22 protein-coding genes are annotated in these 24,569 nt (G+C 38.4%); 1 reads left to right on the forward strand and 21 read right to left on the reverse strand.

Features of this window, described 5'->3' with window-relative positions; all coding sequences use genetic code 11:
• Window positions 1-186 precede the first annotated feature (186 nt).
• The 19 genes from MWH30_RS03355 to MWH30_RS03445 form a co-directional block, all read right to left on the reverse strand.
• Window positions 187-1,377: a divergent polysaccharide deacetylase family protein gene (locus MWH30_RS03355; protein ID WP_248662634.1), complete on the reverse strand. Its 1,191-nt coding sequence runs from the start codon at window positions 1,375-1,377 to the stop codon at window positions 187-189.
• Between the two features lie 30 nt (window positions 1,378-1,407).
• Window positions 1,408-2,610, reverse strand: a complete 1,203-nt coding sequence (locus tag MWH30_RS03360) for a S41 family peptidase (RefSeq protein ID WP_248662635.1) — start codon at window positions 2,608-2,610, stop codon at window positions 1,408-1,410.
• Window positions 2,611-2,726: 116 nt separating this feature from the next.
• Window positions 2,727-4,691: a transketolase gene (gene tkt / locus MWH30_RS03365; RefSeq protein WP_248662636.1), complete on the reverse strand. Its 1,965-nt coding sequence runs from the start codon at window positions 4,689-4,691 to the stop codon at window positions 2,727-2,729.
• Between the two features lie 190 nt (window positions 4,692-4,881).
• Window positions 4,882-5,712: a YitT family protein gene (locus MWH30_RS03370; RefSeq protein WP_248662637.1), complete on the reverse strand. Its 831-nt coding sequence runs from the start codon at window positions 5,710-5,712 to the stop codon at window positions 4,882-4,884.
• A gap of 98 nt (window positions 5,713-5,810) precedes the next feature.
• A complete protein-coding gene (locus tag MWH30_RS03375) occupies window positions 5,811-6,530 on the reverse strand; it encodes a WecB/TagA/CpsF family glycosyltransferase (protein ID WP_248662638.1) in 720 nt (239 codons plus the stop codon).
• Window positions 6,531-7,628, reverse strand: a complete 1,098-nt coding sequence (gene csaB, locus MWH30_RS03380; RefSeq protein ID WP_248662639.1) for a polysaccharide pyruvyl transferase CsaB — start codon at window positions 7,626-7,628, stop codon at window positions 6,531-6,533.
• A gap of 21 nt (window positions 7,629-7,649) precedes the next feature.
• Window positions 7,650-9,677, reverse strand: a complete 2,028-nt coding sequence (locus tag MWH30_RS03385; protein ID WP_248662640.1) for a DUF5693 family protein — start codon at window positions 9,675-9,677, stop codon at window positions 7,650-7,652.
• A 31-nt stretch (window positions 9,678-9,708) separates the two neighbouring features.
• A complete protein-coding gene (locus tag MWH30_RS03390; RefSeq protein ID WP_248662641.1) occupies window positions 9,709-10,407 on the reverse strand; it encodes an LmeA family phospholipid-binding protein in 699 nt (232 codons plus the stop codon).
• 11 nt (window positions 10,408-10,418) lie between these two features.
• Window positions 10,419-11,541 (reverse strand): peptide chain release factor 2 gene (gene prfB / locus MWH30_RS03395; RefSeq protein ID WP_248662642.1). Its coding sequence is split into 2 segments (ribosomal slippage): window positions 10,419-11,459 and window positions 11,461-11,541, totalling 1,122 coding nucleotides; the frame shifts between segments, so codons are not numbered across the junction.
• Between the two features lie 176 nt (window positions 11,542-11,717).
• Window positions 11,718-14,312: a preprotein translocase subunit SecA gene (gene secA, locus MWH30_RS03400; protein WP_248662643.1), complete on the reverse strand. Its 2,595-nt coding sequence runs from the start codon at window positions 14,310-14,312 to the stop codon at window positions 11,718-11,720.
• 162 nt (window positions 14,313-14,474) lie between these two features.
• On the reverse strand, window positions 14,475-15,038 hold the full coding sequence (gene hpf, locus MWH30_RS03405; RefSeq protein WP_248662644.1) for a ribosome hibernation-promoting factor, HPF/YfiA family: 564 nt from the start codon (window positions 15,036-15,038) through the stop codon (window positions 14,475-14,477).
• Between the two features lie 211 nt (window positions 15,039-15,249).
• Window positions 15,250-15,453, reverse strand: coding sequence for a cold shock domain-containing protein (locus tag MWH30_RS03410; protein ID WP_248662645.1), 204 nt, complete (start codon window positions 15,451-15,453; stop codon window positions 15,250-15,252).
• A 636-nt stretch (window positions 15,454-16,089) separates the two neighbouring features.
• Window positions 16,090-16,824 carry a nickel pincer cofactor biosynthesis protein LarC gene (gene larC, locus MWH30_RS03415; protein WP_248662646.1) on the reverse strand — a complete coding sequence of 245 codons (735 nt, stop codon included), beginning with the start codon at window positions 16,822-16,824 and terminating at the stop codon, window positions 16,090-16,092.
• A gap of 36 nt (window positions 16,825-16,860) precedes the next feature.
• The gene (gene larB / locus MWH30_RS03420) at window positions 16,861-17,607 is read right to left on the reverse strand and encodes a nickel pincer cofactor biosynthesis protein LarB (RefSeq protein WP_248662647.1); all 747 of its coding nucleotides are present in this window, start codon (window positions 17,605-17,607) and stop codon (window positions 16,861-16,863) included.
• A 21-nt stretch (window positions 17,608-17,628) separates the two neighbouring features.
• Window positions 17,629-17,949: a hypothetical protein gene (locus MWH30_RS03425; RefSeq protein ID WP_248662648.1), complete on the reverse strand. Its 321-nt coding sequence runs from the start codon at window positions 17,947-17,949 to the stop codon at window positions 17,629-17,631.
• Window positions 17,950-17,971: 22 nt separating this feature from the next.
• A complete protein-coding gene (larE, locus tag MWH30_RS03430) occupies window positions 17,972-19,222 on the reverse strand; it encodes an ATP-dependent sacrificial sulfur transferase LarE (RefSeq protein ID WP_248662649.1) in 1,251 nt (416 codons plus the stop codon).
• Between the two features lie 10 nt (window positions 19,223-19,232).
• Window positions 19,233-19,544 carry a hypothetical protein gene (locus MWH30_RS03435; RefSeq protein ID WP_248662650.1) on the reverse strand — a complete coding sequence of 104 codons (312 nt, stop codon included), beginning with the start codon at window positions 19,542-19,544 and terminating at the stop codon, window positions 19,233-19,235.
• Between the two features lie 219 nt (window positions 19,545-19,763).
• Complete coding sequence (locus MWH30_RS03440; RefSeq protein ID WP_248662651.1) at window positions 19,764-20,648, reverse strand: DUF4351 domain-containing protein; 885 nt, start codon at window positions 20,646-20,648, stop codon at window positions 19,764-19,766.
• 284 nt (window positions 20,649-20,932) lie between these two features.
• Window positions 20,933-22,498: a hypothetical protein gene (locus MWH30_RS03445; protein ID WP_248662652.1), complete on the reverse strand. Its 1,566-nt coding sequence runs from the start codon at window positions 22,496-22,498 to the stop codon at window positions 20,933-20,935.
• Between the two features lie 165 nt (window positions 22,499-22,663).
• On the opposite strand from MWH30_RS03445, the gene MWH30_RS03450 reads away from it, so the two are divergent.
• On the forward strand, window positions 22,664-23,059 hold the full coding sequence (locus MWH30_RS03450; RefSeq protein WP_248662653.1) for a helix-turn-helix domain-containing protein: 396 nt from the start codon (window positions 22,664-22,666) through the stop codon (window positions 23,057-23,059).
• A gap of 165 nt (window positions 23,060-23,224) precedes the next feature.
• Here the strand turns inward: MWH30_RS03450 and MWH30_RS03455 are convergent, their stop codons facing one another.
• On the reverse strand, window positions 23,225-24,079 hold the full coding sequence (locus MWH30_RS03455) for an Rpn family recombination-promoting nuclease/putative transposase (protein ID WP_248662654.1): 855 nt from the start codon (window positions 24,077-24,079) through the stop codon (window positions 23,225-23,227).
• A 55-nt stretch (window positions 24,080-24,134) separates the two neighbouring features.
• Window positions 24,135-24,266 carry a tyrosine-type recombinase/integrase gene (locus MWH30_RS13955; RefSeq protein WP_372494121.1) on the reverse strand — a complete coding sequence of 44 codons (132 nt, stop codon included), beginning with the start codon at window positions 24,264-24,266 and terminating at the stop codon, window positions 24,135-24,137.
• Between the last annotated feature and the right edge of the window lie 303 nt (window positions 24,267-24,569).

Raw genomic sequence — 24,569 nt, forward strand, 5'->3', positions numbered from 1 at the left:
TCAAGGCACGTGGTTCAAATAGATTTTAAAGGTTCTAATGTTTTGTCAGATTTTTGTCAGAACTTAGTCAGCGTCAAACATGTTTTAATCTTTTGAACTTTATCTATCCTCTATCCTTTATCATCTGAACTTTATACCAATATTGATGCAAAAAATCCAGGCACCATAACAGCACCTGGATCTCTATTAATTAACCAACTCCGAAACATAAGCCAAACGAATCCCCCGCTCTTCCAAGACCGGAATCATCTCTTGGATAGCTAAAGCCGTATCAGTCCTTACATGACCAATAGTAATCAACTTTCCTCTATCTAAAGCTACTTTAGAAAGTTTATCGATTTGCTTTTTAATAGCTTCCTTTTCATCAACATTATCGATAAATAAGTAGTTTAAACCATAAGGCCCGTTGTTTTCACTAGCTATTTGAGGCACTACTGATTTAGGCGCCGTACTACTATCTATAAAGTATAACCCTTGCTCCCATAAATAATCTAAGACTACCTCCATTACCTCTTTATCGGCCGTAGCTTTAGAGCCCATATGGTTATTAACTCCTACAACTTCTACCTCTAAATTCTCTATACTTTTTCTCAATTGCTCTTCGATCTCTTCCGCAGACATATCTACATAAATAGCCCCGGGCCCGGGATCAACATCAGAAATAGCCTCCATCGGCATATGCAGCATTATCTCATAACCAACCTCTTTAACCTGCTGAGCCTGCTCTACAGTACCCGGCAAAAAAGGTAAAACCGCTGCTGTAATAGGCCGATCTATGTTCAATATTTCATCCAAAGCTAGCCAATTAAAGCCAAAATCATCAATAATAAAGGCCATTTCAGCCTTAACCTCAGGCTGTATCAACTCCAATCTATAAACAAAAATCGGACCATCTATGTACTCAGAGTAAATTCCAATTTCCAGTAGGGCCCGCTCTTGACCAGCTTCAGTACTTCGCTGCTTCAACTCCATTTGCACCCCAATTTTGGCCAAGTTTTCTTCCAACTCTTTCAATAAGTTATCCAACTCCCAAGCAGAATCAACTGGAAAAGGCAGTTCCACCTGCTGTTGAGTATGCTCCCACAAAAGCTTTTTATCTGCTTTCAACTCTTGACGAGGCTCCTGCACAGTCTCCTCTGCTTTTAACTCCCAGTCCTGCTCAAACCAGAAAGCAGTTATCCTTTGCTCAAGCTGCTGGCTGAACTTAGTATAGTCCAGCCTAGGTGGATCTTGCTGAGGATAATAGATATAGTCCTCACTAGTCACTACCTCCTCTTCAACCTCCAGCCGAGTAAGAAGTAAATATACTCCAGATAAAAGAACCACCATTCCTATTAATGATGCTAAAACAATTAATTGCTTTTTATTCAGATTCATCTTTCAATTCAACTCCAAACTCAACGCTACTTACTCAAGCTTATCTAAAAGATATTCTATAGCCTTATCTAACTGCTCATCCTCCTCAGTATCTAAATCAAACTTCACTTCAAGATCAGGCTCTATCCCTTTTTCATTAATATCTCTACCGTCAGAAGTAAAGTAACGAGCAGTAGTTAACTTCAAAGCAGAACCCCCATCTAAAGGTACTATGGACTGCACAGCTCCCTTACCAAAGGTCTGATTACCGATTAAAGTACCGCTTTGAGTATCCTGAATAGCTCCGGCAACTATCTCCGAACCACTAGCACTACCCTTATTAATTAAGACTACCACTGGCAGTTGTGTAGGCTCTATATCCGGATTAGATAAAAGTGTTTCTTCACCGCTATCACGCTGCTTAATATGAACTATCGAGCCATTGGAGACAAAATTACTTGCCAAATCCACAGCTTCATGTAAGATTCCTCCTGGATTATTTCGCAAATCAAGAATAATCCCTTCGACTTCTGTTCCTTCAAATTCAGCTAACTTGCTTGCTACTTCTTTGCCAATCCCTTCCCCAAACTGAGCAACTCGAATATAACCTAGTTTATCGGCTTTAATTTCCGAATCCACATAGGAAATCTCTATAATATCCCTAATAATATTAACTGAAAAAGTTTCTAGCTCTTCATCGCTTTCTTCACCGCTTTCATCCAAAAACCCTCTTTTAATCCTCAGCTCTATTTCACTATCCGGCTCCCCGCGCATTAAATTAACGGCTTCATCCAAACTCATCCCTTCCGTAGACTCCCCGTTAATCTCAGCAATTACATCACCGGCCTGCAAACCGGCTTCATCACCGGGAGTTCCTTTAATAGGAGAAACCACCATTACTCTATCTTCACGCATAGTAACTTCAATTCCAATTCCTCCGAACTCTCCTTCGAAACCACTCTGCATATCTTGATACTCGCTACTGGATAAGTAACTAGTATAAGGATCATCCAAAGCTTCCAGCATTCCGTCAATTGCTCCTGTTAGTAACTTCTCCACATCTACTTCTTCTACATAGTGCTGATCAACAATACTTAATACACTCTTAAAAGTCCTAAATTGATCAGGCACCTCTGCCAACAGCTGATTATCAGCACTGACATCTCTAATCAAAAATCCTAAAAAACCAGCTGAAAAGATTAAAAAGGCAATTATTAACACACTAATTACTTTTCTACCTTGTCCTTTAAACATAAATCTACCTGCCTTTCAAAAATCAATTATAGTAATCTAATTGATTACTTCTAGCTGTAATTGCTATTTCCTCTTTTTAAATAAATAATTTAATTGAAATTTTTGTGATATAATTTTTACAGCTTTTTCAGAACATCCTCGGCTATCTCTTCAGCTTCAAAACCAAAGCTTTTTCCTACCTCTTCTCCCGGACCACTAGCTCCAAAGCTTTCTAGGCTAACTAAATGGGATTTAGTACCTAACAACTGATACCAACCAGAACCTACACCTGCTTCCATTGCTACTCGCAAAGCATCTTTAGAGCCTAAGCTTTGCTCAATGTACTCTTGATCTTGAGCTAAAAACTCTTCTTTGTCGGGTATAGACAGTACTCTAACTGCCTTTCCCTTATCTCTTAATAGCTCAGCTACTTCAACAGCCAAGGATACTTCACTACCGCTAGCCATCAAAGTAACCTCTTCCTGATCATCCTCAGTAACTACGTATCCACCCTTATCTACAGCTACAGTTTCTTTCTCAATATGGGGTACTCCTTGTCTAGTTAAGACTAAAGCAGTAGGGCCCTCTGTACGCTTCATTGCTTCCCACCAAGCTGCCTTTGTTTCTTCATCATCAGCAGGCCTGATCACCTTTAGATTAGGGATTAAACGCAGTGACTCTACATGTTCTACAGGTTGATGCGTAGGCCCATCTTCTCCCACAAAAATCGAATCATGAGTTAAAATATAAACTACCGGCTGTTCCATTAAGGCCGACATCCTCATCGAAGAACGCATATAATCAGAAAAAACTAAAAAAGTAGCACAGTAAGGTCTTAGCCCCCCATAAAGCGAAAGTCCATTACAGACTGCGGCCATTGCTTGCTCCCGAACTCCAAAACGCAAATTACGACCAGCGTAGTTGTCCTTCTGTATTTCATCGTACTTATCAAGATAACTTCTATTTGAAGGAGCTAAGTCTGCCGAGCCACCTATTAGATAAGGCACCTCTTCAGCAATTGTTCTTAAAGCTGCTCCCGAAGAATCTCGAGTAGCGGTAGGAGTTTCAATCTCAATATCTTCGATCAGCTCCTTTAAGTCACTAGGTAGTTCTAAATTAAGGGCCCTATCCCAGTCCGCTTTTAACTCAGGATTAGCCTCACTCCACTTAGCAAACTTCTTCTGCCAAGCTTGATACTCCTCTTTAAGCTCTTCTTTTCGCTTAGCAAAAAACTCTCTTACCGCTTCGGAAACATAAAACTTTTGCTTAGGAAGTCCTAGTTCCTCCTTCATTCCAGCAATCTCATCTTCTCCCAAGGGTGCTCCGTGAGCTGAACTGCTATCCTGTTTATTAGGAGCTCCATAACCAATATGGGTTTTAGCCATAATTAAGCTAGGCTGTTCACTATTTTCTTGAGCTTCTTTGATTGCTGTTCTTAACTCAGCTATATTATGACCGTCTACATCTTCTATTACCTGCCAGTCACAAGCTTTAAACTTAGCTGCTACATCTTCAGTAAAGGTGAGATCTGTGCTGCCGGCTATTGAGATTTCATTATCATCATAGATAGTTATTAATTTACCTAAACCTAAGTGGCCGGCTAAAGATGCTGCCTCAGCAGTAATACCTTCCATCATACAGCCATCACCCAGCAAAGTATAGGTATAATGGTCTACAATATCTATATTATCTGTATTATATTTCTCAGCTAATACTTCTTCTGCTAAAGCCATTCCTACAGCATTAGCGAAACCCTGTCCTAAGGGCCCGGTTGTAGTCTCTACTCCCGGAGTATCTTCATACTCTGGATGCCCCGGCGTTTTAGAGCCTAACTGCCTAAAATCCTTTAAATCCGCTAAAGAAAGGTCATAACCTGATAAGTGAAGATAAGAATATAAAAACATAGAACCATGCCCTGCTGATAAGACAAAACGATCTCTATTAGGCCACTCTACATCCTCCGGATTATGCTTCATTACTTCACCATATAGTACTGCTCCTATTTCAGCACAACCTAGCGGTAAGCCAGGATGACCCGACTTAGCTGCTTCTACTCCATCTGCTGATAAACCTCTAGCTATATTTGCTACCTCTTTTAACAATTTAAAATCCCCCTCTAATATATTTTAGTAAACTGCAAAAAAATCTGACCAAACATTAAAACTCGAATAAAAACTTTTAAATAATTTATCAGAACTTAGTCAGATTTTAGTCTGCATCTAATAGAATTTGAACTTGAATTTTATCTCTTGAACTTATGTTTTTATCTATCCTTTATCATCTAACTATTAACTACACAAACCCTTCTCCAAAAACTTCGTGTACATCGGTAATTACTACAAAAGCTTCTTCATCTATCTCACAAACTAGACTTTTTAGTTTAGCCACCTGATAAGGTCTAATAATACAAAGTAGTACCTCCTGCTCACTATCAGTAAAACCTCCTCGTCCTGTCAGCACAGTTACTCCTCTATCCAAGTCCTCGAAAATAGCTTTCTTTATCTCCGTACTCTGTTTAGAAATAATCACAGAACCCTTAGCAACTCCAAACCCATCCTGTAAAAGATCAATAGTTTTACTGGCAATTGCCAAGCTGATAATCCCATATAAAGCTAATTCTACACTAAAAACTACTGCTGCTGAGGTAATTACTAAAATATCCACTATCAATAGACCCTTCCCTACACTTAAGCCCAAATAATGATTCACTAGCTGGGCTACCAAGGAAGTCCCTCCAGTACTACCTTTATATTTAAAAACTATTCCCAAACCAATTCCAATCAAAACTCCACCATAGATTGCTGATAATAGCGGATCAGTAGTTAAGACTGGTATATAAGGAGCTAACAAATCACTGGTCAAAGAGAGAACTATCGTTCCATAAATCCCCCTAATCCCATACTGAAAACCAAGTACTCTTACCCCAGTCATAAATAAAGGCACATTAATCAACAGGATAGTCATTCCTACCGGAAAATCAAATACATGATAGACTATAGTAGCTATTCCGCTCACTCCTCCGGCAGCAATTCGAGCCGGTACCAAAAAGACTATCAGTCCTAAAGCCACCAAAATAGCACCAAGAGTGATTATTAGATAATCCGCTAACTTTTGCTTTAACATAGTTAACACCTTTCGATTACGTTATCAATTATATATTTCCTAGTCAATTTTTTCAAGCATTACTCGCTATATTTTGACAAAATCTTATAGCTACTTCTCTATAATATTTCCTTGATTAAGACTAAAAATACAAACTTGGGTAGGGCCCGAAGCCTAAACAAACGCTGCGGCTCCTGGCAAAGACGATAAAACCACTCCAGACCCAATCTCTGTACCCAGAGCGGGGCCCGCTTTTTATCTCCAGCTAGTATATCGAAGCTACCGCCTACTCCAATAGCAACTTTGATCTGTAAATCAGGGAGATGTTTAGCCAGCCATTTCTCCTGCAACGGAGTCCCCATTCCTACCAAGAGCAAATCCGGCTGGAGGCTATTAATCTCTTCAATCACCTGTGCTTCACTCTGCCGATCCAAATAACCGTGATGGGTACCTAAAACCCTTAGCTGAGAATACTTCTCCTTTAACCTTTGCTTAGCTCGCTGCGCAGTTCCCGGCTGAGCTCCTAAAAAATAAACACTATAACCTTTCTCAGCTACCACCGCCAACAGCTCCTTAGTCAAATCAATCCCTGTTACTCGTTCTGGTAAAGACTGACCCATTAAGCGAGCTGCTAAAAGTACTCCTACTCCATCAGCTACTGTCAAATCAGCATTATTTAAAATCTTTTTCAAGTCGGAATCTTCCTCAGCTAAAACTATCATTTCAGAGTTAGGAGTAACTATTAAATGAGAGTTGCTAGCAGTCATTAACCAAGCTTCTATCTTCTTTAGCACAGCCTCCATATTTAGTTCATCGATTTCCACATCCAGTATTTCCACTTAACTCCCTCCAGCAAATAAAACCTCTAAAGCCCTATCCAAATCCTGACTAGCCTCTTTTTGCAACTCCTTTACCCGAACTGCTAAGTTGCGCTTAAACTCAGCCCTTTGCTGCCAAATCTTTAAAATCCGTTTATGTAAGCCATCCACCTCTAAATTCTCCACTCTCCCTGCTGCTTTGAGGTTCAAACGAGCTAAAAAACCATCTACCTTCGGATCATAAGAAAGACCTAGCAAGGGCACTTCCTGTAAGGCAGCTAAAATCAAAGCATGCAGCCTGACCCCTATTAACAAATCTAACTCACCAATTAAAGCTGCCATCTGTCGAGGAGCATAGCTACCTGTAAAGAGTCTAGAATCTCCTTGCAGTTTAGACTCTAACTCATAACTAGCCTCTAAATCTTCCGGCTTTTTAAAAGGTAGTAGGCAGATAGTAACTCCTAACTGAGACTGTATTCTATTTAAAACCACAGCCAACTTCTCTAAATAATCCGGAGCTGCCGACCAATAACGCACCGCAACTCCTAACAAAGAATTAGAACTACTAAACCCACTAGCCACTTCCAACTCCTTATCCTCTTTTGGCTTAGTAAAATCGAGATTAAAGGTAGGATCAACGCTAAGCTCTATTTGCTTAGTTACCCCCCAATTAGTTAATAACTGTTGCGAATCGACATCCCGCACACTAAGCCAATCAACCTGATTTAAGATTTTAACTAATAAAGCTCTATTAAAAGAAAAATTAACCGGGCCCATTCCTTGTGCATAAAGTGAAACCAACATGTCTAATTTTTTAGCTAAGTAAATTAAACCTAAGTAATAATACAAACTGCGCCAGCTAGTTACATCCTGCAACAGACTACCCCCGCCTAATAATAACAAGTCAGCCTTTCGAAATGTTTTAATAACCTGTTTAAAGCTAAAACGATCGACGGCTCTTACTCCGTAAGTTTGCTTAGTCTTTTTTGGAGTAGCCGAAAGAACGGTGATTTTTAAGTTTGGATAGCTGTGCTGAAGAGAAGAGATAATAGCTGCTAAAATAGCCTCATCACCTAAGTTATCGAAACCATAGTAGCCTAGTAAAACTACTTCTTTCATCAAGCTAGCTCCTCTCGAATACTAAATCTCCTTTGATCGCTCTTGCTCATAGCTAAAATATCTTTGTGCCAATTTTTCTACTTTAATCAACACTAACCCCAACACTGCTCCTAAAACAATCCCATTAACAGCCCTCAAACCACTTACCCAAAAGGGAGTATGCAGATGAGAGAAAGTATTAATAATAGTGATCTGTCCCACTAAAGCTCCTAAAAGCAAATAAGCTCCGCTCTGACCCTTTCTTTGATAAAGCAAATAGATTGCCAAGATCAATAAAGGATGTCCAATTAGAAAGGCTTTAAATCTAGGTCGAATCAAAAGTAAAGCTTCCAACCAATGCCGAAAAGCTACTTCAAAATCCAAAACTGGAATTAAAGGCTGATTGCCACTGCGAACAGTATATAGTATAACCGCAAAAACAATAAAGATTAATAATAACAGGTCTTTAAAGCGTAAACAACGATTTAAATAGGCTTTAATCCGCTCCTTGATTAAAGGTAAGCTCCATTGTTCATTATTTAACCAGAAAGAATAATGGAGATAATAACCTAAAAATATCACTAGCGGAGCAAAAAGAGCCAACTTAACCCCTCTAAACTGCCGAATATGAAGAAAGTATCTCCAGTCACTCAATGCTCCGGCTATCAGAATTCCTCCTCCTAGAGTTATAAAGTTAACTTGTAGATAAAGCTTAATTAAAGCTCTCCAACCCAACTCTTTATTCTGTCGCTCTGGGTTAAAAATATCAGCTAATAAGACAGCTACAACTGCTAAAACCGGAAAAACTAGAGCTGCTAACAAGGCTATTAACTGTCGATTTAAATTAACTGCTCCTACTCCGAATATCATTAGTGCTGCCGATAAAGATAACAATAAAAAAAGAATTACTTTTATAACCTGATTAGGCTGTCCTGGAAAGCTGCCTACCTCTAAGTAGTCTATTAAATAAAAAAAAGCAGCCAAAATTCCCAAATTAATCAGCAACAAGGAAAGTCTACTACTGCTATACCTTTCCCCAGGCTGGGCTACTCCAATAGAATAACCATTCTTTTCTAGGCTAGAAACTAAATCAACTATTAAGTTTTGACTAGCCTCTAAAGCTGATAGACCTTCTTTGCTTTCTAAAACAGGTCTTAAGTATAGACTTCTAGCACCTCTTTCGCGTACGGCTCGCAAATAACGAGCTACTAATTGAAAGTTAGTTAGTTTATCAAACTCTTCCTGGTCAGCACTATGCACCCGCAAAGTAGCTAATTTTTCTGAATTAGCTAAGCTTTTAACCCCCGCCTGAGAGGTAATAAAGGATTCAATCATCCCTAAATTTAATTGATATTCTCCCATTAACTCTTCGGTCAACTTTAACTGATCTGGATAACCCAAGGCTTCGGAACCATTAAAGATTAACTGAGAGGTAGCTTCTTTAGCCAGCTCATCTAAGCTGGCAAATTTACCTTCAATTATTTGAGGGTTTATATTATTTTCATTGCTCAGCCGAGGAACTATCTTAAAACCCAGTTCAGTAGCTAAATTAAGCTCTGCTGCTGAAAATCCTAGCTTCAAATCTAGCAGTTCTCCTTTAGAGGAGTCTAGAGCTATTAATTGTAACTCTTCATTCACTGCTACTATTCGCTGCTCTCCTAAGTGTGTGGCTATATTGTTAAGAACTCTTTCTTTAGCTGCTGGCTGCTCATAAAGTAAATAGCTCTGAGCCTTCGCGGTATCCAGTTGAGATAATACTTCTTCTTCGCTCCGCGAAAGCTGAGTTAATAAATTGATATCTAAACTGCTAAAAAGACTTATTTTTCCTCGTTCAACTAAGTCCTCTACACTTTCTTCTTTAACTGCCAAAGAGCTTACTCCTAACTCTCTATACTCTGTTAAAGTTTGGCTCAGCTTTTCCTCTTCCAGACCTAATTTCTGCCACTGTTCTAAGTCTAGAATCAACTCCACTTGCTGATTTTCACTCTCCAAGTGATAACGTTGATAAGCTAGAGCCCCAGCAACTAATAAAGCAACTATGATTACAGCCAGCAATGCTTTCTTATACATCGACCTAACCTCCAGTTAGCAAAAATATAAATTAATAGCGCTCTTCTCCACTCAGAATTAGTAAATTATCCTTTTCTACTCTAATCTCTTCCATTTCTAAAGGAATCGGCAAAGCTAATTTTGCTAAATCTAAAGAAAAGCCTACTTCTTCTCTTAACTGTTCAACTAACTCCTCTGAAACCAACATCTCCCCTACCATCAGCTCACCTGGATGAAAAACTAAACTATTTTCAGCAGTTAATTCAAAATTACCGGCTAACTTCAGCTCTAAATGAGTGCCAAGCAAAGGGAAATCCCCTCTGAGCACTGCTTCGCGAGGCGGGCCCAAACGAAGCCGTAAGTTATCTATATTTTCTATTTTAGCTGCTAAATAATTCTCCAAATCTCGAGCTGTAACTACCATTTTTAAAAACTCTTGTTCAGCTTGAAGCTCTCTAAATTGCTCCAATTGACCGAGGTCTAAGTATAGATTACTAAGCTCAGCTTCCAAAGTAGCTATCTGCAAACCGGCTAAATCAAGCTGCTCACCTTTAACATCTACGCTCTGAAAATGTCCTCTTAACATCAATAAAGCCGGCCAAGACTTAGCCTCAACCTCCAAGGACTCAAAGTCTGCTTCAGCTAATAGGGCCCGCTCCAAACGATAGGAAAAATACCTAGGTAAGAGCAATTGACTAGCCATTAAAGCTATTAACAACAAAACTATAAGCAACCCCAAGCTCTTTTTCACAAATTTTAACCTCACTTTACTTTCTTTTTCAAGTAAGCCTCAATCAACTCCTCTAAGTCTCCATCCATCACTGCTTCGGTCTTAGTCACCTCTAAATCGGTACGATGATCCTTAATTAGCTGATAAGGATGGAAAATATAAGAACGAATTTGACTTCCCCAAGCAATCTCTTTCTTTTCACCGCGAATTTCCGATAACTTTTCGGCCTGCTGTTCCTGTAAATAATCAAAAAGCTGTGATTTCAAAATCCGCATAGCTTTACGACGATTTTTATGCTGAGAACGCTGACTCTGACACTGAACTACTATTCCAGTAGGCTGATGAGTAATCCTTACTGCAGAATCAGTAGTATTTACGTGTTGGCCTCCAGCCCCGCTAGCCCTAAAGGTTTCTGTCTTCAAATCCTTTTCATCGATATCGATTTCTAACTCTTCATCTATTTCCGGAATAACGTCCACTGAAGCAAAAGAAGTATGACGTCGACTAGAAGAATCATAGGGAGAGATACGCACCAGACGATGAACTCCCTTTTCCGATTGTAAATAGCCATAGGCATAGGGCCCGTTAACCTGCAAAGTAGCACTCTTAATTCCAGCTTCTTCTCCCGGCATTAATTCTAATAGTTCTAGTTGATAATCATTTTGCTCGGCCCATCGCTTATACATCCTGAATAACATCTCCGCCCAATCCTGAGAGTCTATTCCCCCAGCTCCTGGATTAATGGCTAATATAGCATTATTTTGATCATATTCGCCCTGTAAAAGAGCCTTAAGTTCTAATTTTTCAATTTTTGCTTCTAATCCCTCTACTTCTGCTTCAATCTCTGCAATTACCGCTGGCTCTTCCTCTTCCTGACCTAACTCCAAAAGCACCTCTAATTCTTCTAAGCTCTCAGCTAAGTCCGCAAAACTCTGTATCTTATTCTTAAGTGCACTTTTCTGCTGCGCAAGCTGTTGAGCCTCTTCGCTATCGTCCCAAAAACCCGGCTCTGTCATCTGTTGCTCTAACTCTTCGTGTTGAGCAACTAGATTTTCATAGTCAAAGAGAGACCCTCAGTTCTGATAATTTATCTTTTAATTCTGTTAAACAGTCTTCTACTTCTATAAACACACTCAATTCCTCCTTAAAAAACATAAGATCAAAACCTATTGACGCTGACTAAAATCTGACTAAGTTCTGACCCGATCTTAAAACATAAGTTCAAAAAAATTATTTAATGGTTTAACTAGATTTTAAAGCTTTTTAAGGTTTAGTCAGATTTTGTCAGAACTTAGTCAGCGTCAGATTTGCTTTTGAACTTGAATTTTATTCTACCTACCACAACACCGCTTATATTTATCACCACTACCACAAGAACAAGGATCATTACGCCCTGGTTCTTCCTCTTTAACCACCGGCTGAGGCTTTTCATCGCTCTGAGCTTGCTTCTGTGACTGGCTTCTAGCTGTACTAGGTTGAGCTTGGCGTTGAGCCTCAACTGCCTCATAAGCAGTAGGAACCTCTTCTCTTCCTACTTCAATAGGCTTCTTCCTACCCTCTACTTCTCCGGAAACCAGCTCAACTCTAAAGATATACTTAACTATATCCTCGCGAATAGTAGCTACCATATTCTGAAACATATCATAAGCTTCCTGTTTATACTCTACTAAAGGATCACGTTGTCCATAGGCTCGCAAACCAATTCCCTGACGCAGATCGTCCATAGCGTGTAAGTGATCCATCCATTTTTGATCTACAATCTTCAACATCACTATTTTTTCTAGTCTGCGCATCATTTCAGAACTAACCTCTTCTTCTCGAGCTTCATAGTTTTCACGAGCTAATTCCAATAATCTTTCTCGCAAAGCTCCTCGACCATAATCTTTTATTTCAGCCGCCGTTAAATCGCCTTCCTGTAAGAAAAGAGTCTGAGCATAGTTAATTAAACCTTCTAAATCCCACTCTTCATGGTGTACATCTTCATTTACATAGATCTCCATCATCTCATCGACTAATCTTTCGATCATGCCCATAATCTTTTCTTTAAGATCATCGCCTTCTAAAATCTGTCGGCGCTGACGATAAATAATTTTACGTTGTTGATTCATTACGTTATCATACTCTAGAACCTGTTTTCTAATATCGAAGTTCTTAGACTCTACTTTCTTTTGAGCATTCTCTAAGGCTTTACTAATCAAGGAATGTTCAATAGGCTGATCCTCATCTAAGCCTAAAGTATCCATCATCCCGCCGATCTTATCGGAACCAAAGAGCCGCATCAACTCATCCTCTAAGGAAACATAGAACTGTGAAACTCCTGGTGAACCCTGGCGGCCGGTTCGACCTCGTAGCTGATTATCAATCCTTCTACTTTCGTGACGCTCAGTCCCGATTACATAAAGTCCACCTCGCTCTTCTACTCCTTCGCCTAAGACAATATCGGTACCCCGACCGGCCATATTAGTAGCTATAGTTACCGACTTTAACTGACCAGCCTTTTTAACAATCTCGGCTTCTCTTTCGTGGTGTTTAGCATTAAGTACATCGTGGGGAATCCTTTCTTTTTTCAAGCGTCGACTTAACTTTTCAGATTCCTCAATTGATCTTGTTCCCACTAACACCGGCTGTCCTCGCTGATAGGACTCCTTAATATCCTCTACTACAGCTCTGAACTTAGCCTCTTCAGTTTTATAAATTACATCCTCTCGGTCTTCACGAATCATTGGCTCATTAGTAGGCACTACTACTACCTCTAAATCATAGATTTCTCTAAACTCCTCAGCTTCGGTAACTGCTGTTCCCGTCATTCCCGCTAATTTATCATACATTCTAAAGAAGTTCTGAAAAGTGATACTAGCTAAGGTCTGAGTTTCTCTTTTAACCTTAACCCCTTCTTTAGCCTCAATTGCCTGATGGAGCCCTGAACCAAATCTACGTCCAGTCATCAACCGTCCAGTAAACTCATCAACGATATGCACTTCCCCGTCCTTGACGATATAGTCCTGATCCTTTTTCATCAAGACCTGAGCCTTTAAGGCCTGCTGCAAGTGATGGTTTAAGTCTAAATTTTCATCCTGATACAGATTCTCTATTCCTAACATCCGTTCTACCTTAGCAATTCCTTCTTCGGTCATTAATACGTTGTTAGCCTTTTCATCTACTTCATAGTCCTCTTCTTCCTTTAAACGAGGAGCTATCTTAGCAAACTTGCGATATAATTTAGGTGAAGTTTCTGAGGGCCCGGAGATAATTAAAGGAGTCCTAGCCTCATCAATTAAAATACTATCCACCTCATCTAAAATAGCAAAGTTCAATTCTCGCTGACAGAGATCTTCCTGACGAGTAGCCATATTATCCCGAAGATAATCAAAACCAAACTGGTTGTTAGTTCCATAAAGAATATCGGCCTGATAAGCTTCACGACGTGCTTCCTTATCCAGTCCATCGTAAATTACTCCTACCTCTAGGCCCAAGAATTCATAAATCTGGCCCATCCATTCACTATCTCTTTTAGCTAGATAGTCATTAACGGTAACAATATGCACTCCCTGACCTGTTAAAGCATTGAGATAGGCCGGCAAAGTAGCAGCTAAGGTCTTCCCTTCACCAGTCTTCATCTCGGCTATCTTACCTTCATGGAGTACAATACCTCCTATCAACTGTACATCGTAATGACGAAAACCTTCCTCGGTAGCCCGCTGTGAAACTTCTCTAACTACCGCAAAGGCTTCTGGCAATAAATCGTCTAAGCTCTCCCCAGCCTCCAGTCTATCCTTAAACTCATCCGTTTTAGCCTTCAGCTGGGCATCAGTTAACTGCTGAACTTCTGGCTCTAAACTATTAATCTGATCTACAATCGGCTGTATTCTCTCCAACTCTTTTTCATTGGGATCTTTAAATATTAATTCTTTTAAAAAACCTAACATTACTTAACCACCCTTTTAATTATTTATATTTAACCAAACAATCTCATCCACAATCACCTTTAAATTATATCATTCAAGCTTAAGTATAGCAAATCTTAAGACTAAAAAAGACTAGCCTAAGTCTTAGTTTTGACTAGGCTAGCCTTGCTTAATCTGCAATTTTTAATTCAAAGTAGGTTCAATCAAGCCATAATCACCGTTTTTACGCTTATAAACTACATTTACTTCTTCAGTGCCCGCATTAAAGAAAACAAAAAAGTCATGATCTAAAAGTTCCATCTGCATTACCGCTTCCTCTACTGGCATAGGCTTCATAGCAAACTGCTTAGTTCTAACTATCTTCGGTTCTTCAAAGGCATCGTCATCATCCAGCATATAATCATTATCAGCCTTCCGTCCACCCTGCTTTTTAAGTTTTCTTCTCTGCTCATGAATCTTACGATTTATTTTAGTCTTGTACTTACGGGTTTGACGCTCAAGTTTATCTATCACTCCATCAATAGAGGCATACATATCCCCAGTAACTTCTTCCCCTCTGAGCATTAAACCATCAATATGTACAGTTACTTCTACAATATGTCTTTCTTTTTCTACCTCCAATGATATATGGGCTTCAATAGCTGGTACATCATCAAAGTATCTCTCTAACTTACCGACCTTTTCTTCTACATACTCCCTTAAAGCATCGGTAATCTCAATATTCTTGCCTCGAATTATAAATTTCATAGTTGATCAGCCCCCTTTTATAACAGTATACTATAAATATTCTCGATAACTAAATATTTTCCTGCCAAAATCTATCTAATTTTCTTAGTTATAGTCTATCCAAAATTGAAAATAAACATTAAAAAAAGCCCTAGTTTTAAACTAGGGCCCTTTGAAAATCGTTGCCAAGAACGCTTAAAATAAATCTATCTATATAAATAAATAATTTATTTTATATCTTAACAACATTTGCAGCTTGAGGACCTCTGTCGCCCTCTACAATTTCAAACTCAACTTCTTGTCCATCTTCTAATGTTTTAAAGCCTTCTTCTTCAATTGCTGAAAAGTGCACAAATACATCGTCACCCTCTTCTCTTTCAATAAAACCATAGCCTTTCTTTGCATCAAACCACTTTACTGTTCCTGTTAATACCACTGTACATTCCTCCTTAAGTAAAAATAATTCCAGAGACTCGGCTTTGAATTTGAGCCTCAACTTACATTTCTAAATATATCACAAAGAATATTCTTTGTCAAGCACTAAGTTAGAGAATATTTACTTAGCTGACCTGGTCTTTGCCCCCACACTCGCCTGCTGACAGCTTCGCTCAAGGGTTTACCTTCCCACTACTACTGCTCTCCAATCTTGGTCTAGTTAATCAAGTTCAGACTATTATGTACTGAATCCTTAACTATAACTCCGATTAGGCAGGACTTACTTCTAAGCCGCACCATGCTCAGTAATCATTTTGATTACCTTAAGTGGATCGTTTTGCCTGCGACTGGCGTCGATTTTCAACCACAGACCTAAGTAAATATTCATTGTTTATATTATACTTTGCTTTTAAGAAAAAAACAAGTTGAATTTTGAGAAATCGCAAATTAAGTTCAAAAGCAATTTGACGCTGACTAAGTTCTGACAAAAATCTGACTAAAACGTACAAGATTAAAAACAAAGATACTTAAATATCTTAAGCTCTTAATGCACTAATCTTTTAGTCTGAACTTAGTCGGACTTTAGTCAGCGTCTAATAGAATTTAAACTTGAACTTATGTTTTTATTTATCCTCTATCATCTATCATTTGCTCTTAATAAACCTCCAATACTAATCCGCAATAGATTAGGAATCTCTAAATCTCTACTCCCAGCTCCATAGCCTATGCTTTCAATCCTCATCAAAGGCAGATCTCCAAACTGCTCAGCTAAAGTAGTAATAATAGCTGCTCCGGTGGGAGTTACCAGCTCACTCTCAATCCCTGTAGAATAAATAGGGACTCCTTGCAATAACTCCAGCGTAGCTGGCGCCGGAATAGGCAATCGACCGTGAGCACAGTCTACAAAACCTCGACCAGTATGGACTCGGGAACAATGAATAGCCTCGATTCCTAAATGCTGAATCCCAATTACCGCTCCTACAATATCTATAATCGCATCTATAGCTCCCACTTCGTGAAAGTGAATCTCTTCTGGAGTGGTATTATGTATCTTAGCCTCAGCCTCTGCTAAGCGTTGGAAGATCTTTAAGCTTTGCTCCTGAATAGTATCATCAAGCTGGCTAGTAGTGATTATCTTTCTTATATCAGCTAAGTCACGAGCAGGAGAGTTATCTTCCGCGGTCTTTACTTCTACATAGCTGCCGCTGACTCCCTTTTTAACTGTCTTTTCTACTTCTAGAGTATAGTTCTTTAATCCCAACTTTTTTAACTCTGCTGCTAAGTTTGATAGTTCCAGCCCAGCATCCAATAAAGCTCCCAAAATCATATTACCACTAATTCCTGAAAATATATGGAAATAGGCTATCTGCATTCAAAACCACTACCTTCTGTTAGTCCAAAAATTTTCTTAATCCAATTTATTAATCAAACTAGCCAAATAAGCCGCTCCAAAACCGTTATCTATATTAACTACTCCTACTCCGGCAGCACAGCTATTTAGCATTCCTAAGAGAGCTGCTAATCCTTTAAAGCTAGCTCCGTAGCCCACACTAGTCGGCACAGCTATTACCGGCTTATCTACTAAGCCGCCGACTACACTGGCTAGGGCCCCTTCCATACCAGCGGTGACAATAATCACTCTGGCCTGCCGGAGCTGTTTTTGATTTTCTAATAAGCGGTGAATTCCGGCTACTCCTACATCGTAAAGCTTTTCTACTCGGTTGCCCATCATTCTAGCCGTTTCGTAGGCTTCTTCAGCTACAGGAATATCGGAAGTACCAGCGCTAATTACCAAGATTGAACCTTGTTCTGCTAACTCTGTCTGACAGAGAGTAATTGTGCGACCTAACTCATTATACTCAGCTGCTGGTAGCTCTTCTTTTACTGCCTGATATACTTCCTTTTCAGCTCTAGTAGCCATCACTCGATCAGAACTAGCAGCTGAACTTTTCATAATCTCTACAACTTGCTCAGTAGTCTTTCCTTCACACAAGATCACCTCGGGAAAACCCCGGCGTAATTGACGGTTTTCATCTATTTTAGCAAAGCCTAGATCCTGATAACCCGGGCCCTTTAACTCCTCCACCGCCTCTTCTATCTCCACTTCCCCTTCTTTAACGTTCTTCAAAATCTCCTTTAATCTATTTTCCCGCATCTACTCCCTCCTAGCAAAAATCTAATCAATCTTCTTAAGTTCAAGCTTAGACATAACTTCACTACCCAACTCCAGCCACTGCTGAACATTATCCTGAGTCAGCATTTCATTATTCTCCTTAACCTGCCTAGCGATTAAATCAGTCTCGCTTCTCAATATATCAATCTTGTCTTCTACTTCATTAAATCTTTGATCTACTTCATCAAATCGTTGGTCAACTTTATCAAATCTTTGATCTACTTCATCAAATCTCTGCCTCATCTCTTGCTTAACACTACTGACTTCTTCTTTAACACCACTTAACTCTGCTAAAATAGTTTCCAGCATCTCTTTTTCAGTCATTTTACTTCGCTCCCCTCAGATTTTAATTTAAATCCAAAACTTCATTCATACTCCCCGTTCGGTAGCCTTCCAAATCTAAAGTAACATAAGTATATCCAATTTCTTTTAATCTGGCAACTATCTGCTGACGGTTTTCCAAAAAGAACTCCATATCCGCAGGAGTGACCTCTATCCTAGCTGTATGCTGATCGTGGTGTCGTACTCGCAACTGCTCAAAATCAAACTGCCGCAGATATCTCTCCGCAGCATCGACTAACTCCAGTTTATCAGCAGTAATCTGCTCTCCATAGGGAAAACGAGAGGATAGACAGGCAAAGGCAGGCTTATCCCAAGTAGGTAGACCTAAGTCCCTAGATAGCTCTCTAATCTCTTCCTTAGTAATCTCCGCTTCCTTGAGCGGGCTTCTCACCCCTAGCTCCTCCGCTGCCTTAAGACCGGGTCGATAGTCATTAGCATAGTCATCGTAGTTAGCTCCATCGGCCACCTCAGCATAGCCTTCCTCAGCAGCTACCTCTTTAAGTTCTGAAAAGAGCTCTAGCTTACAGTGATAACATCTCAGTTTATCGTTTTTAGTAAAATCGTGATTTTCTAATTCAGTGGTGCTAGTAACAATATGACGCACTCCAATCTCTTGCGCTAATTCTTTAGCCTCCTCCAACTGCTCCGCTGGATAGGTCTCCGAGGCCGAGGTTAGAGCAGCCACCTGATCTCCTAAGACGTCGTGGGCTACTTTTAATAAGAATGTACTATCCACTCCACCGGAAAAGGCAATTAATAGGCTATCCATCTCTTTAAGATCGGCTTTTAGTTTGTTAAATTTTGTGTCTAGTGCTTTCATCCGAACAATCTCCCTCGCTTTCTGTAAAGCAGCTTTTCGTTTATTTGCATTTACATCCTCCTCTAACCACTCATCCTCTTTAAAGTTATCCCAATAATGCCGACTCAACCACTGCCAATCGTTGTACTTTTTCATAATATAAGTCTGGTATTGGATGAACTTATCTTCATCTCCAGAAAGCAGTTTGCCTTTCACGATTGCTTCGTAGGCCAATAGCATATCACTTTCGTCTATGATTGAAATATCAAGCTTATCTTCATCAAAATCTAAAATATCTTTCACCAAATAAATAAGCTTTAGATAGGTATCGGAATCTACTTCCAACTCCCTATCCAATACCAAAGCAATATCAATATCTGAACTTTCTCCTGGATGCCCCTCGACAGTGGAACCAAACTGGACAATGTATTTGATTTTCTCCTTCAGTTTTTCCACGCTAAGCACCTCACTTGGCTAATCTTTGGTTTTCCTTCTCTAAAGAATAGAGTTCTTCCAGAATGGATTTTAACTCTGTTAACTTATCGTCTTCAGCTGCTTGCATTAGTTCAAACTTGCTGGTATTCTTAGCGTTGAGGACTAAGTCTATCTTAGCGATTTGATCTCTAACTTCTCGCTTTTCTGTAAGTAATTCTGCATCTATCTCTTGAGCAGCCTCAAGTAAGTTATTCTCTTTTCTGATTAACTCCAATAGCTGCTGATAGAGTTCAAGTTGGGTTTCTACTTCGCTAATTAATTCCTCTTTTGTTTCTGCTGTCATCTATAATCTCTCCTTCTGTTGATTATCTTTTTTATTATATCTTATTTTGATAAATATTTAAAGACACAAAAAAAGAGATGGAGTCTATATTCTCCATCGGGTTGATTAATTAAATTTAATTTTAACTTCTTGATCAGTTAACTTCTCCATAGTTTCTTCTAACAGCTCTAAATAGCGAGTTTTTACTAATATAATCATGTATTCCCTTTTGTTTAGCTATTAATTAAAATATTTATCTATATCTTCCAACTTCTCTATATCAAATATATCATCTCTAATTATTTCTAACTCTTCCTTCTCAAGATCCTTTAAGCTTTCTTTGTACTTTTTAGGTAGTTTGCCTATTTTTTTAGTGAGTAACTTAAATACTGTTTCCTGTAGTTGTTCTATCTTGCCTTCTTTCTTCCCCTCTTCCTGAGCAACCTTGAATATTTTAAGCATATTATAATCCCTCCATATCTCTTTGACTTCTTTTTCTTCTAAAAACTTATTACTCAACACCAAAGTCATAGCTATTACCCTACTGGTCATTACTTCTCCATATCCTAACTTTTGTTCAAGATCTATAGCCTTCTTGACTCTTTTTACCATGCCTTCTTTACTTTTCATTAGTGGCAGAAAGATTAGTTCTAGTACATTTACCTCTTCTCCAGCTTCTATCTTTCTTTGAATTTCTTCATATACTGAGTCTCCATCTCTATCAGACATATCCACTACTATTGTTTTATAAGCCATACTTCCTGTGTTGAATGTGGCTTTACTATCTTCAAAGCCATTAATACAAAGAATTACTGTTCTTATTGGGTCTCGATATCTGTTATAAAGCTTTAGGTCATAGGCAGCAAATCTGATTAAATCATTTTTTGATATGTCGGCTTCCTCTTCTAGGTGCAAGATAGAGCCATCTTCTAATCTGAAATTTAAGTCTAATCTTTGTTTACTGGTTTCTATCTCCGCAAATTTAGTTTCTACAAAGGAGTCTATCCTTGGTAAGTCTACTCCTAAAAAATCTATCACTTTATTTTTGAATACTGAAAATGAATTGGTGAATATAGTATCGTAGTTGTGGTAGCTAATATTAAATTCGTCTTGATTATCGGGCATTCTTCTAACCTCCAAGCTTATTTAGTTAAGAGTTAATAGGTAAAAGTTAAGAGTTGAAGTTCAAAACCACAAGACCTTCATACCCTTGATCTTATGGTTTTAACTAATAACTCATAACTCTTAACTATAATTATATCTTACTTTACTGGATATTTAAAGGCACAAAAAAGATGGAGCTGATATCTTATCTTTGAGTGTTGTCAAGAGTCGGGCCCATATTTCGACCACTCCTCACGAAATATAATTAAATTATCTAATCTGTACGCTTATCAAGTAACTTTACACTACTCCCACAAATAGTTAAAAAGATCTAGATTATTCAGTATTGATTTACACGCTCTATTTGTTGTTTTATTATCAGCTTTGATCCTCAACAAAGCTAATACTCTACTGTAAATATACTCATTATCAAGACTAGCTTCAATAAAATCCCAAGTGTTTTTAGACAGATAAAAATATTTATTATACTCCATCAGCAGTCTCATCTTCTCTGACTTAGAATAATCAGCAAAGTCCACTTCGCTTTCAGCAACGATCTCCTCTATAGTCTCTTTAATCTTCTCCAAAAACTCCTCGATTTCCGGCCAGATCGTCTGCCCTGGCTCCCAGAGTATCAATTCCTCAACTTCTTCAATATCATACTCCTGCTTTTTGCTCTGCTCTTCACCTCTTTCCGCTAGTAGTTCTAAAATCTGATTATTTATCTCAGCCTCAGCTTCGGCATCAACAGATAAGACCTCCTCAAAAATCTCTTCCACATCACACAAATGACCAAGCTTTCTCTTAAAAACTTCTTTAAGCTCCTCTACAGTAGTATCTATCTCCACATGACTACTAAGTCCAGACATTTGCAAAAAGATTTTGCCAAACAAAGAAGGTACCGTTTCCGGTGCTGCAGAGTCAGGACTATTGATTCCTACATCGATTCCATCTTGAGTAGTCCTCTCGTTCTTATCGACAAACTTGAGCACCTTTTTAATAAAAGCAGTAGGGTCATAGTTACAGCTATCTTCATCTAGAATACAAATATTACAAAGCATCTCTAAATCAAATCCTAACTTCAGATACTCTTCCAAGCTATTACTAAAGCCTACCTGTGTTACTTTATATCTCTTAGACCATTCGCTATAGTATCTCTTTATTGCTGCCTGACTAAAATGATTGGTGATGAAGTCTCCTAATTCCTTATTTTTTTGATTAATGGTCAAGTAAAGGAAGGCTGATAGTTGACTATACTGATCAGTTAAGTAAGCTGTTAATCTTTGCAAAAGTTTTTCATTATTAGCTCGCTCACTAATCTCAATCGGCTTTTCTAGTATGCTGTTGGCCCATTCTATAGCTTTTTGCATTTGAGCTTTTGTCACGTCTCCGCTTACGCAGGCGTATTTAGGAAAGCGGCTTTCGATTAAACAGGCAATAGCCAGTATGTACATGTGATAGGGATAGCCCTGGGTCTTTGAATTAAATACGCTTCTAGTATTCACAGTTAAGCTTTGAATTTCCTCAGTCATCTGAGACTGCCAATTAATCAAAGAGATCAACACCTCATCACAGTTTGCTTCCTTAGTAAAGTCTTCGTAATAGCTTAGGTCTCTGATTAACATAAAGTTTTCAGCATTCTTCATTCTGATCATATCGCCAAATGTATACCAACCTAATCGTCCAGAAACTAATTCTCGCTCCTTACTTTGTTGAGTGTAGATCCATTTGTAGTTATATTTCTCTTTGTCTACTATCTTATCCATAAAGCTGTATTCGTTTAAAAGGATAAGTGTCTCTTCGTAAACGCTCTCCCATTCGGCAGCATCAATTTTTTCTGGAACTATATCTAGCTTTATCATTACTCCCATATTATCCCTCCAGTGATTTTTTAGCTATTAGTACTATCTAAGTATATTTTATATAACATAATGTTATTTGTCAATGATAAAATAAGATATAATTAACTTTTAGTTAATCCAGAAGAAGAGTTTGATCTTTTATGTTAAAATTAGTTGGGCAGAGGAGGTCTAATATTGGCAGAATTTAAAGATCGTTTGCGAAAGTTAAGAAAGGAAAAAAATATATATCAGAAAGAACTTGCAAAAAAGATTGGAGTTTCTGAGGGTGCTATAGGTATGTATGAAACTGGACGTAGAACTCCTGATAAGGGAATATTAATTGAACTAGCTAGTTTCTTTGATGTAAGTATTGACTATCTTTTGGGTTATGCTGATGAATCTAAGCCAGCAGAAAAAATTAAACAGTCTCTATTAAATGACCCAGAATTAATAGAAGTCTGGGAAAAAATTAGACAAAGGGATGATCTTAAAAAATTCTTTAAACAATGTAGTAGTCTTGACCCTGATGCTATTGAAAAAATGAGTAAAATATCCCAAATATTCAGGGAAGAAGAATCAAAAGATAAGTAAGAAATAACAACTACAAATTTTCTTCTTCCTTATTAAAAAAGACAGCTATATTAGCTGGCGTAGTTTAAGGGATTCTTAACTCTTCAGTTGTAGCTTGCTTAACATCTCTCTTCAAAAATAACACAAAATAATAAAACCCCTGCCAAAAGGCAAGGGTCGATATTATCAATTGTTAATGTCTTTTCTGATTTCCTCCACTTGATCTCTTGATAAGTTAGTATATTTAATTATTTTTTCTATATCTTCATTACCCTTGAGCATTTCCTTTGCTATTTCTAAGTCTCTTTCTTTTTTAGCTCCTTCAATACTACTTACATAATCATGGATTGCTTTTTGTCTTGCCTCATATATTTCCCTTGCTTCTTCATCCTGACTCAACACTTCTAAAGTCTCCGCAGCCTCTTTTAATTCCTTTACTCTCTCTTCAATCATTTTTACCACCTCACTATCAGGATTTTTTAAAAATAGTAACCAGGGAAGTAAGTTGTTATCTATGTCCTCGGGGGTTTGATACTTATTTTCATCTAGTTTTGTTAGCTCTATGAAGTGTATTTCTTCTAGATCGGTTAGTATCTGATTAGTCTCTTTTTCTTTGAGTAAGAAGCAGTTGTGATACTTATCCATTCCCTTGAGATAGTCAAAATTTAGAATGTTAATTGCTACTGTTTTGTTTAGAGTGCTATATTCTTGACCTTCTTTGAGCTGTGAGGAGTATAGCTTAGACCAGTAGTAGAGGCTTCTTCTGGTCATATTATATTGGTTTTTTAGCTGTATTTCTACATTTACCTTTTTGTTATTATCAGCAGTTGCTTTAACATCTAAGCGGGATAACTTATCTTCATCCCAATCTCTATTTATTTCAGCGTTATCTATTTTTACTTCTACTATTTCTCTTTCTGTCCCTTTGGCTTGAAATACTGCATTTAAGAAGGCAATTAGTATATTAGGTCTCTTTTCTGAACCAAATATTTTCTTGAAAACAAAGTCAACTTTAGGATCTAATAGATCTTTTTTGGTCATAGTATCTTCCTTTCTGTTAGCTTATATCTACATTATATCTTATTTTGAGTGAAAATTAAAGCAATTCAACTGCTTTAGCCTTCTCTTCTTTGGAGGTGCTGAGATAATATCGATGAGTGGTTTCTATTGATGCATGTCCAGCTAATTCGCTGACTGTAGCGATATCAACTCCTTTTCTGATTAGCATTGTGAAGTAGGAAGCCTTTGGGATCTGTGCTGTAGTTTTCGATTGTCTTGGGGGCTTTACTGTCTCTTTTGAGCCAACTTTGAAATTCGGTTAGTATTTACATTTTTCTGTTCCTCCTTTTTTCTTCCCCTCATCTGTCGGCAGCAGCGGCTGTGCTGGCTTGACCTTGCCGCCAGAGCCGCGTTGGCTGGCAATTTAGGGGGAGAATATTTGGGTTGCACTTTTTCCCGAGTTCGACAGTTCATAGGTATAAAATAACTATTTAGAGGTCAGAAACCTTGATATAGCAGGGTTTGTGATTTT

Origin of the sequence: Fuchsiella alkaliacetigena (assembly GCF_023227765.1) — a bacterium.
Classification (GTDB): domain Bacteria; phylum Bacillota; class Halanaerobiia; order Halobacteroidales; family Acetohalobiaceae; genus Fuchsiella; species Fuchsiella alkaliacetigena.

Coding starts and splice junctions, on each gene's coding strand:
- MWH30_RS03355 (WP_248662634.1), bottom strand. CDS start 1,377: ATGAATCTGAATAAAAAGCAATTAATTGTTTTAGCATCATTAATAGGA.
- MWH30_RS03360 (WP_248662635.1), bottom strand. CDS start 2,610: ATGTTTAAAGGACAAGGTAGAAAAGTAATTAGTGTGTTAATAATTGCC.
- MWH30_RS03370 (WP_248662637.1), bottom strand. CDS start 5,712: ATGTTAAAGCAAAAGTTAGCGGATTATCTAATAATCACTCTTGGTGCT.
- csaB (WP_248662639.1), bottom strand. CDS start 7,628: ATGAAAGAAGTAGTTTTACTAGGCTACTATGGTTTCGATAACTTAGGT.
- MWH30_RS03385 (WP_248662640.1), bottom strand. CDS start 9,677: ATGTATAAGAAAGCATTGCTGGCTGTAATCATAGTTGCTTTATTAGTT.
- secA (WP_248662643.1), bottom strand. CDS start 14,312: ATGTTAGGTTTTTTAAAAGAATTAATATTTAAAGATCCCAATGAAAAA.
- hpf (WP_248662644.1), bottom strand. CDS start 15,038: ATGAAATTTATAATTCGAGGCAAGAATATTGAGATTACCGATGCTTTA.
- larC (WP_248662646.1), bottom strand. CDS start 16,824: ATGCAGATAGCCTATTTCCATATATTTTCAGGAATTAGTGGTAATATG.
- larB (WP_248662647.1), bottom strand. CDS start 17,607: ATGCGGGAAAATAGATTAAAGGAGATTTTGAAGAACGTTAAAGAAGGG.
- MWH30_RS03425 (WP_248662648.1), bottom strand. CDS start 17,949: ATGACTGAAAAAGAGATGCTGGAAACTATTTTAGCAGAGTTAAGTGGT.
- MWH30_RS03435 (WP_248662650.1), bottom strand. CDS start 19,544: ATGACAGCAGAAACAAAAGAGGAATTAATTAGCGAAGTAGAAACCCAA.
- MWH30_RS03440 (WP_248662651.1), bottom strand. CDS start 20,648: ATGCCCGATAATCAAGACGAATTTAATATTAGCTACCACAACTACGAT.
- MWH30_RS03445 (WP_248662652.1), bottom strand. CDS start 22,498: ATGGGAGTAATGATAAAGCTAGATATAGTTCCAGAAAAAATTGATGCT.
- MWH30_RS03455 (WP_248662654.1), bottom strand. CDS start 24,079: ATGACCAAAAAAGATCTATTAGATCCTAAAGTTGACTTTGTTTTCAAG.
- MWH30_RS13955 (WP_372494121.1), bottom strand. CDS start 24,266: ATGCTAATCAGAAAAGGAGTTGATATCGCTACAGTCAGCGAATTAGCT.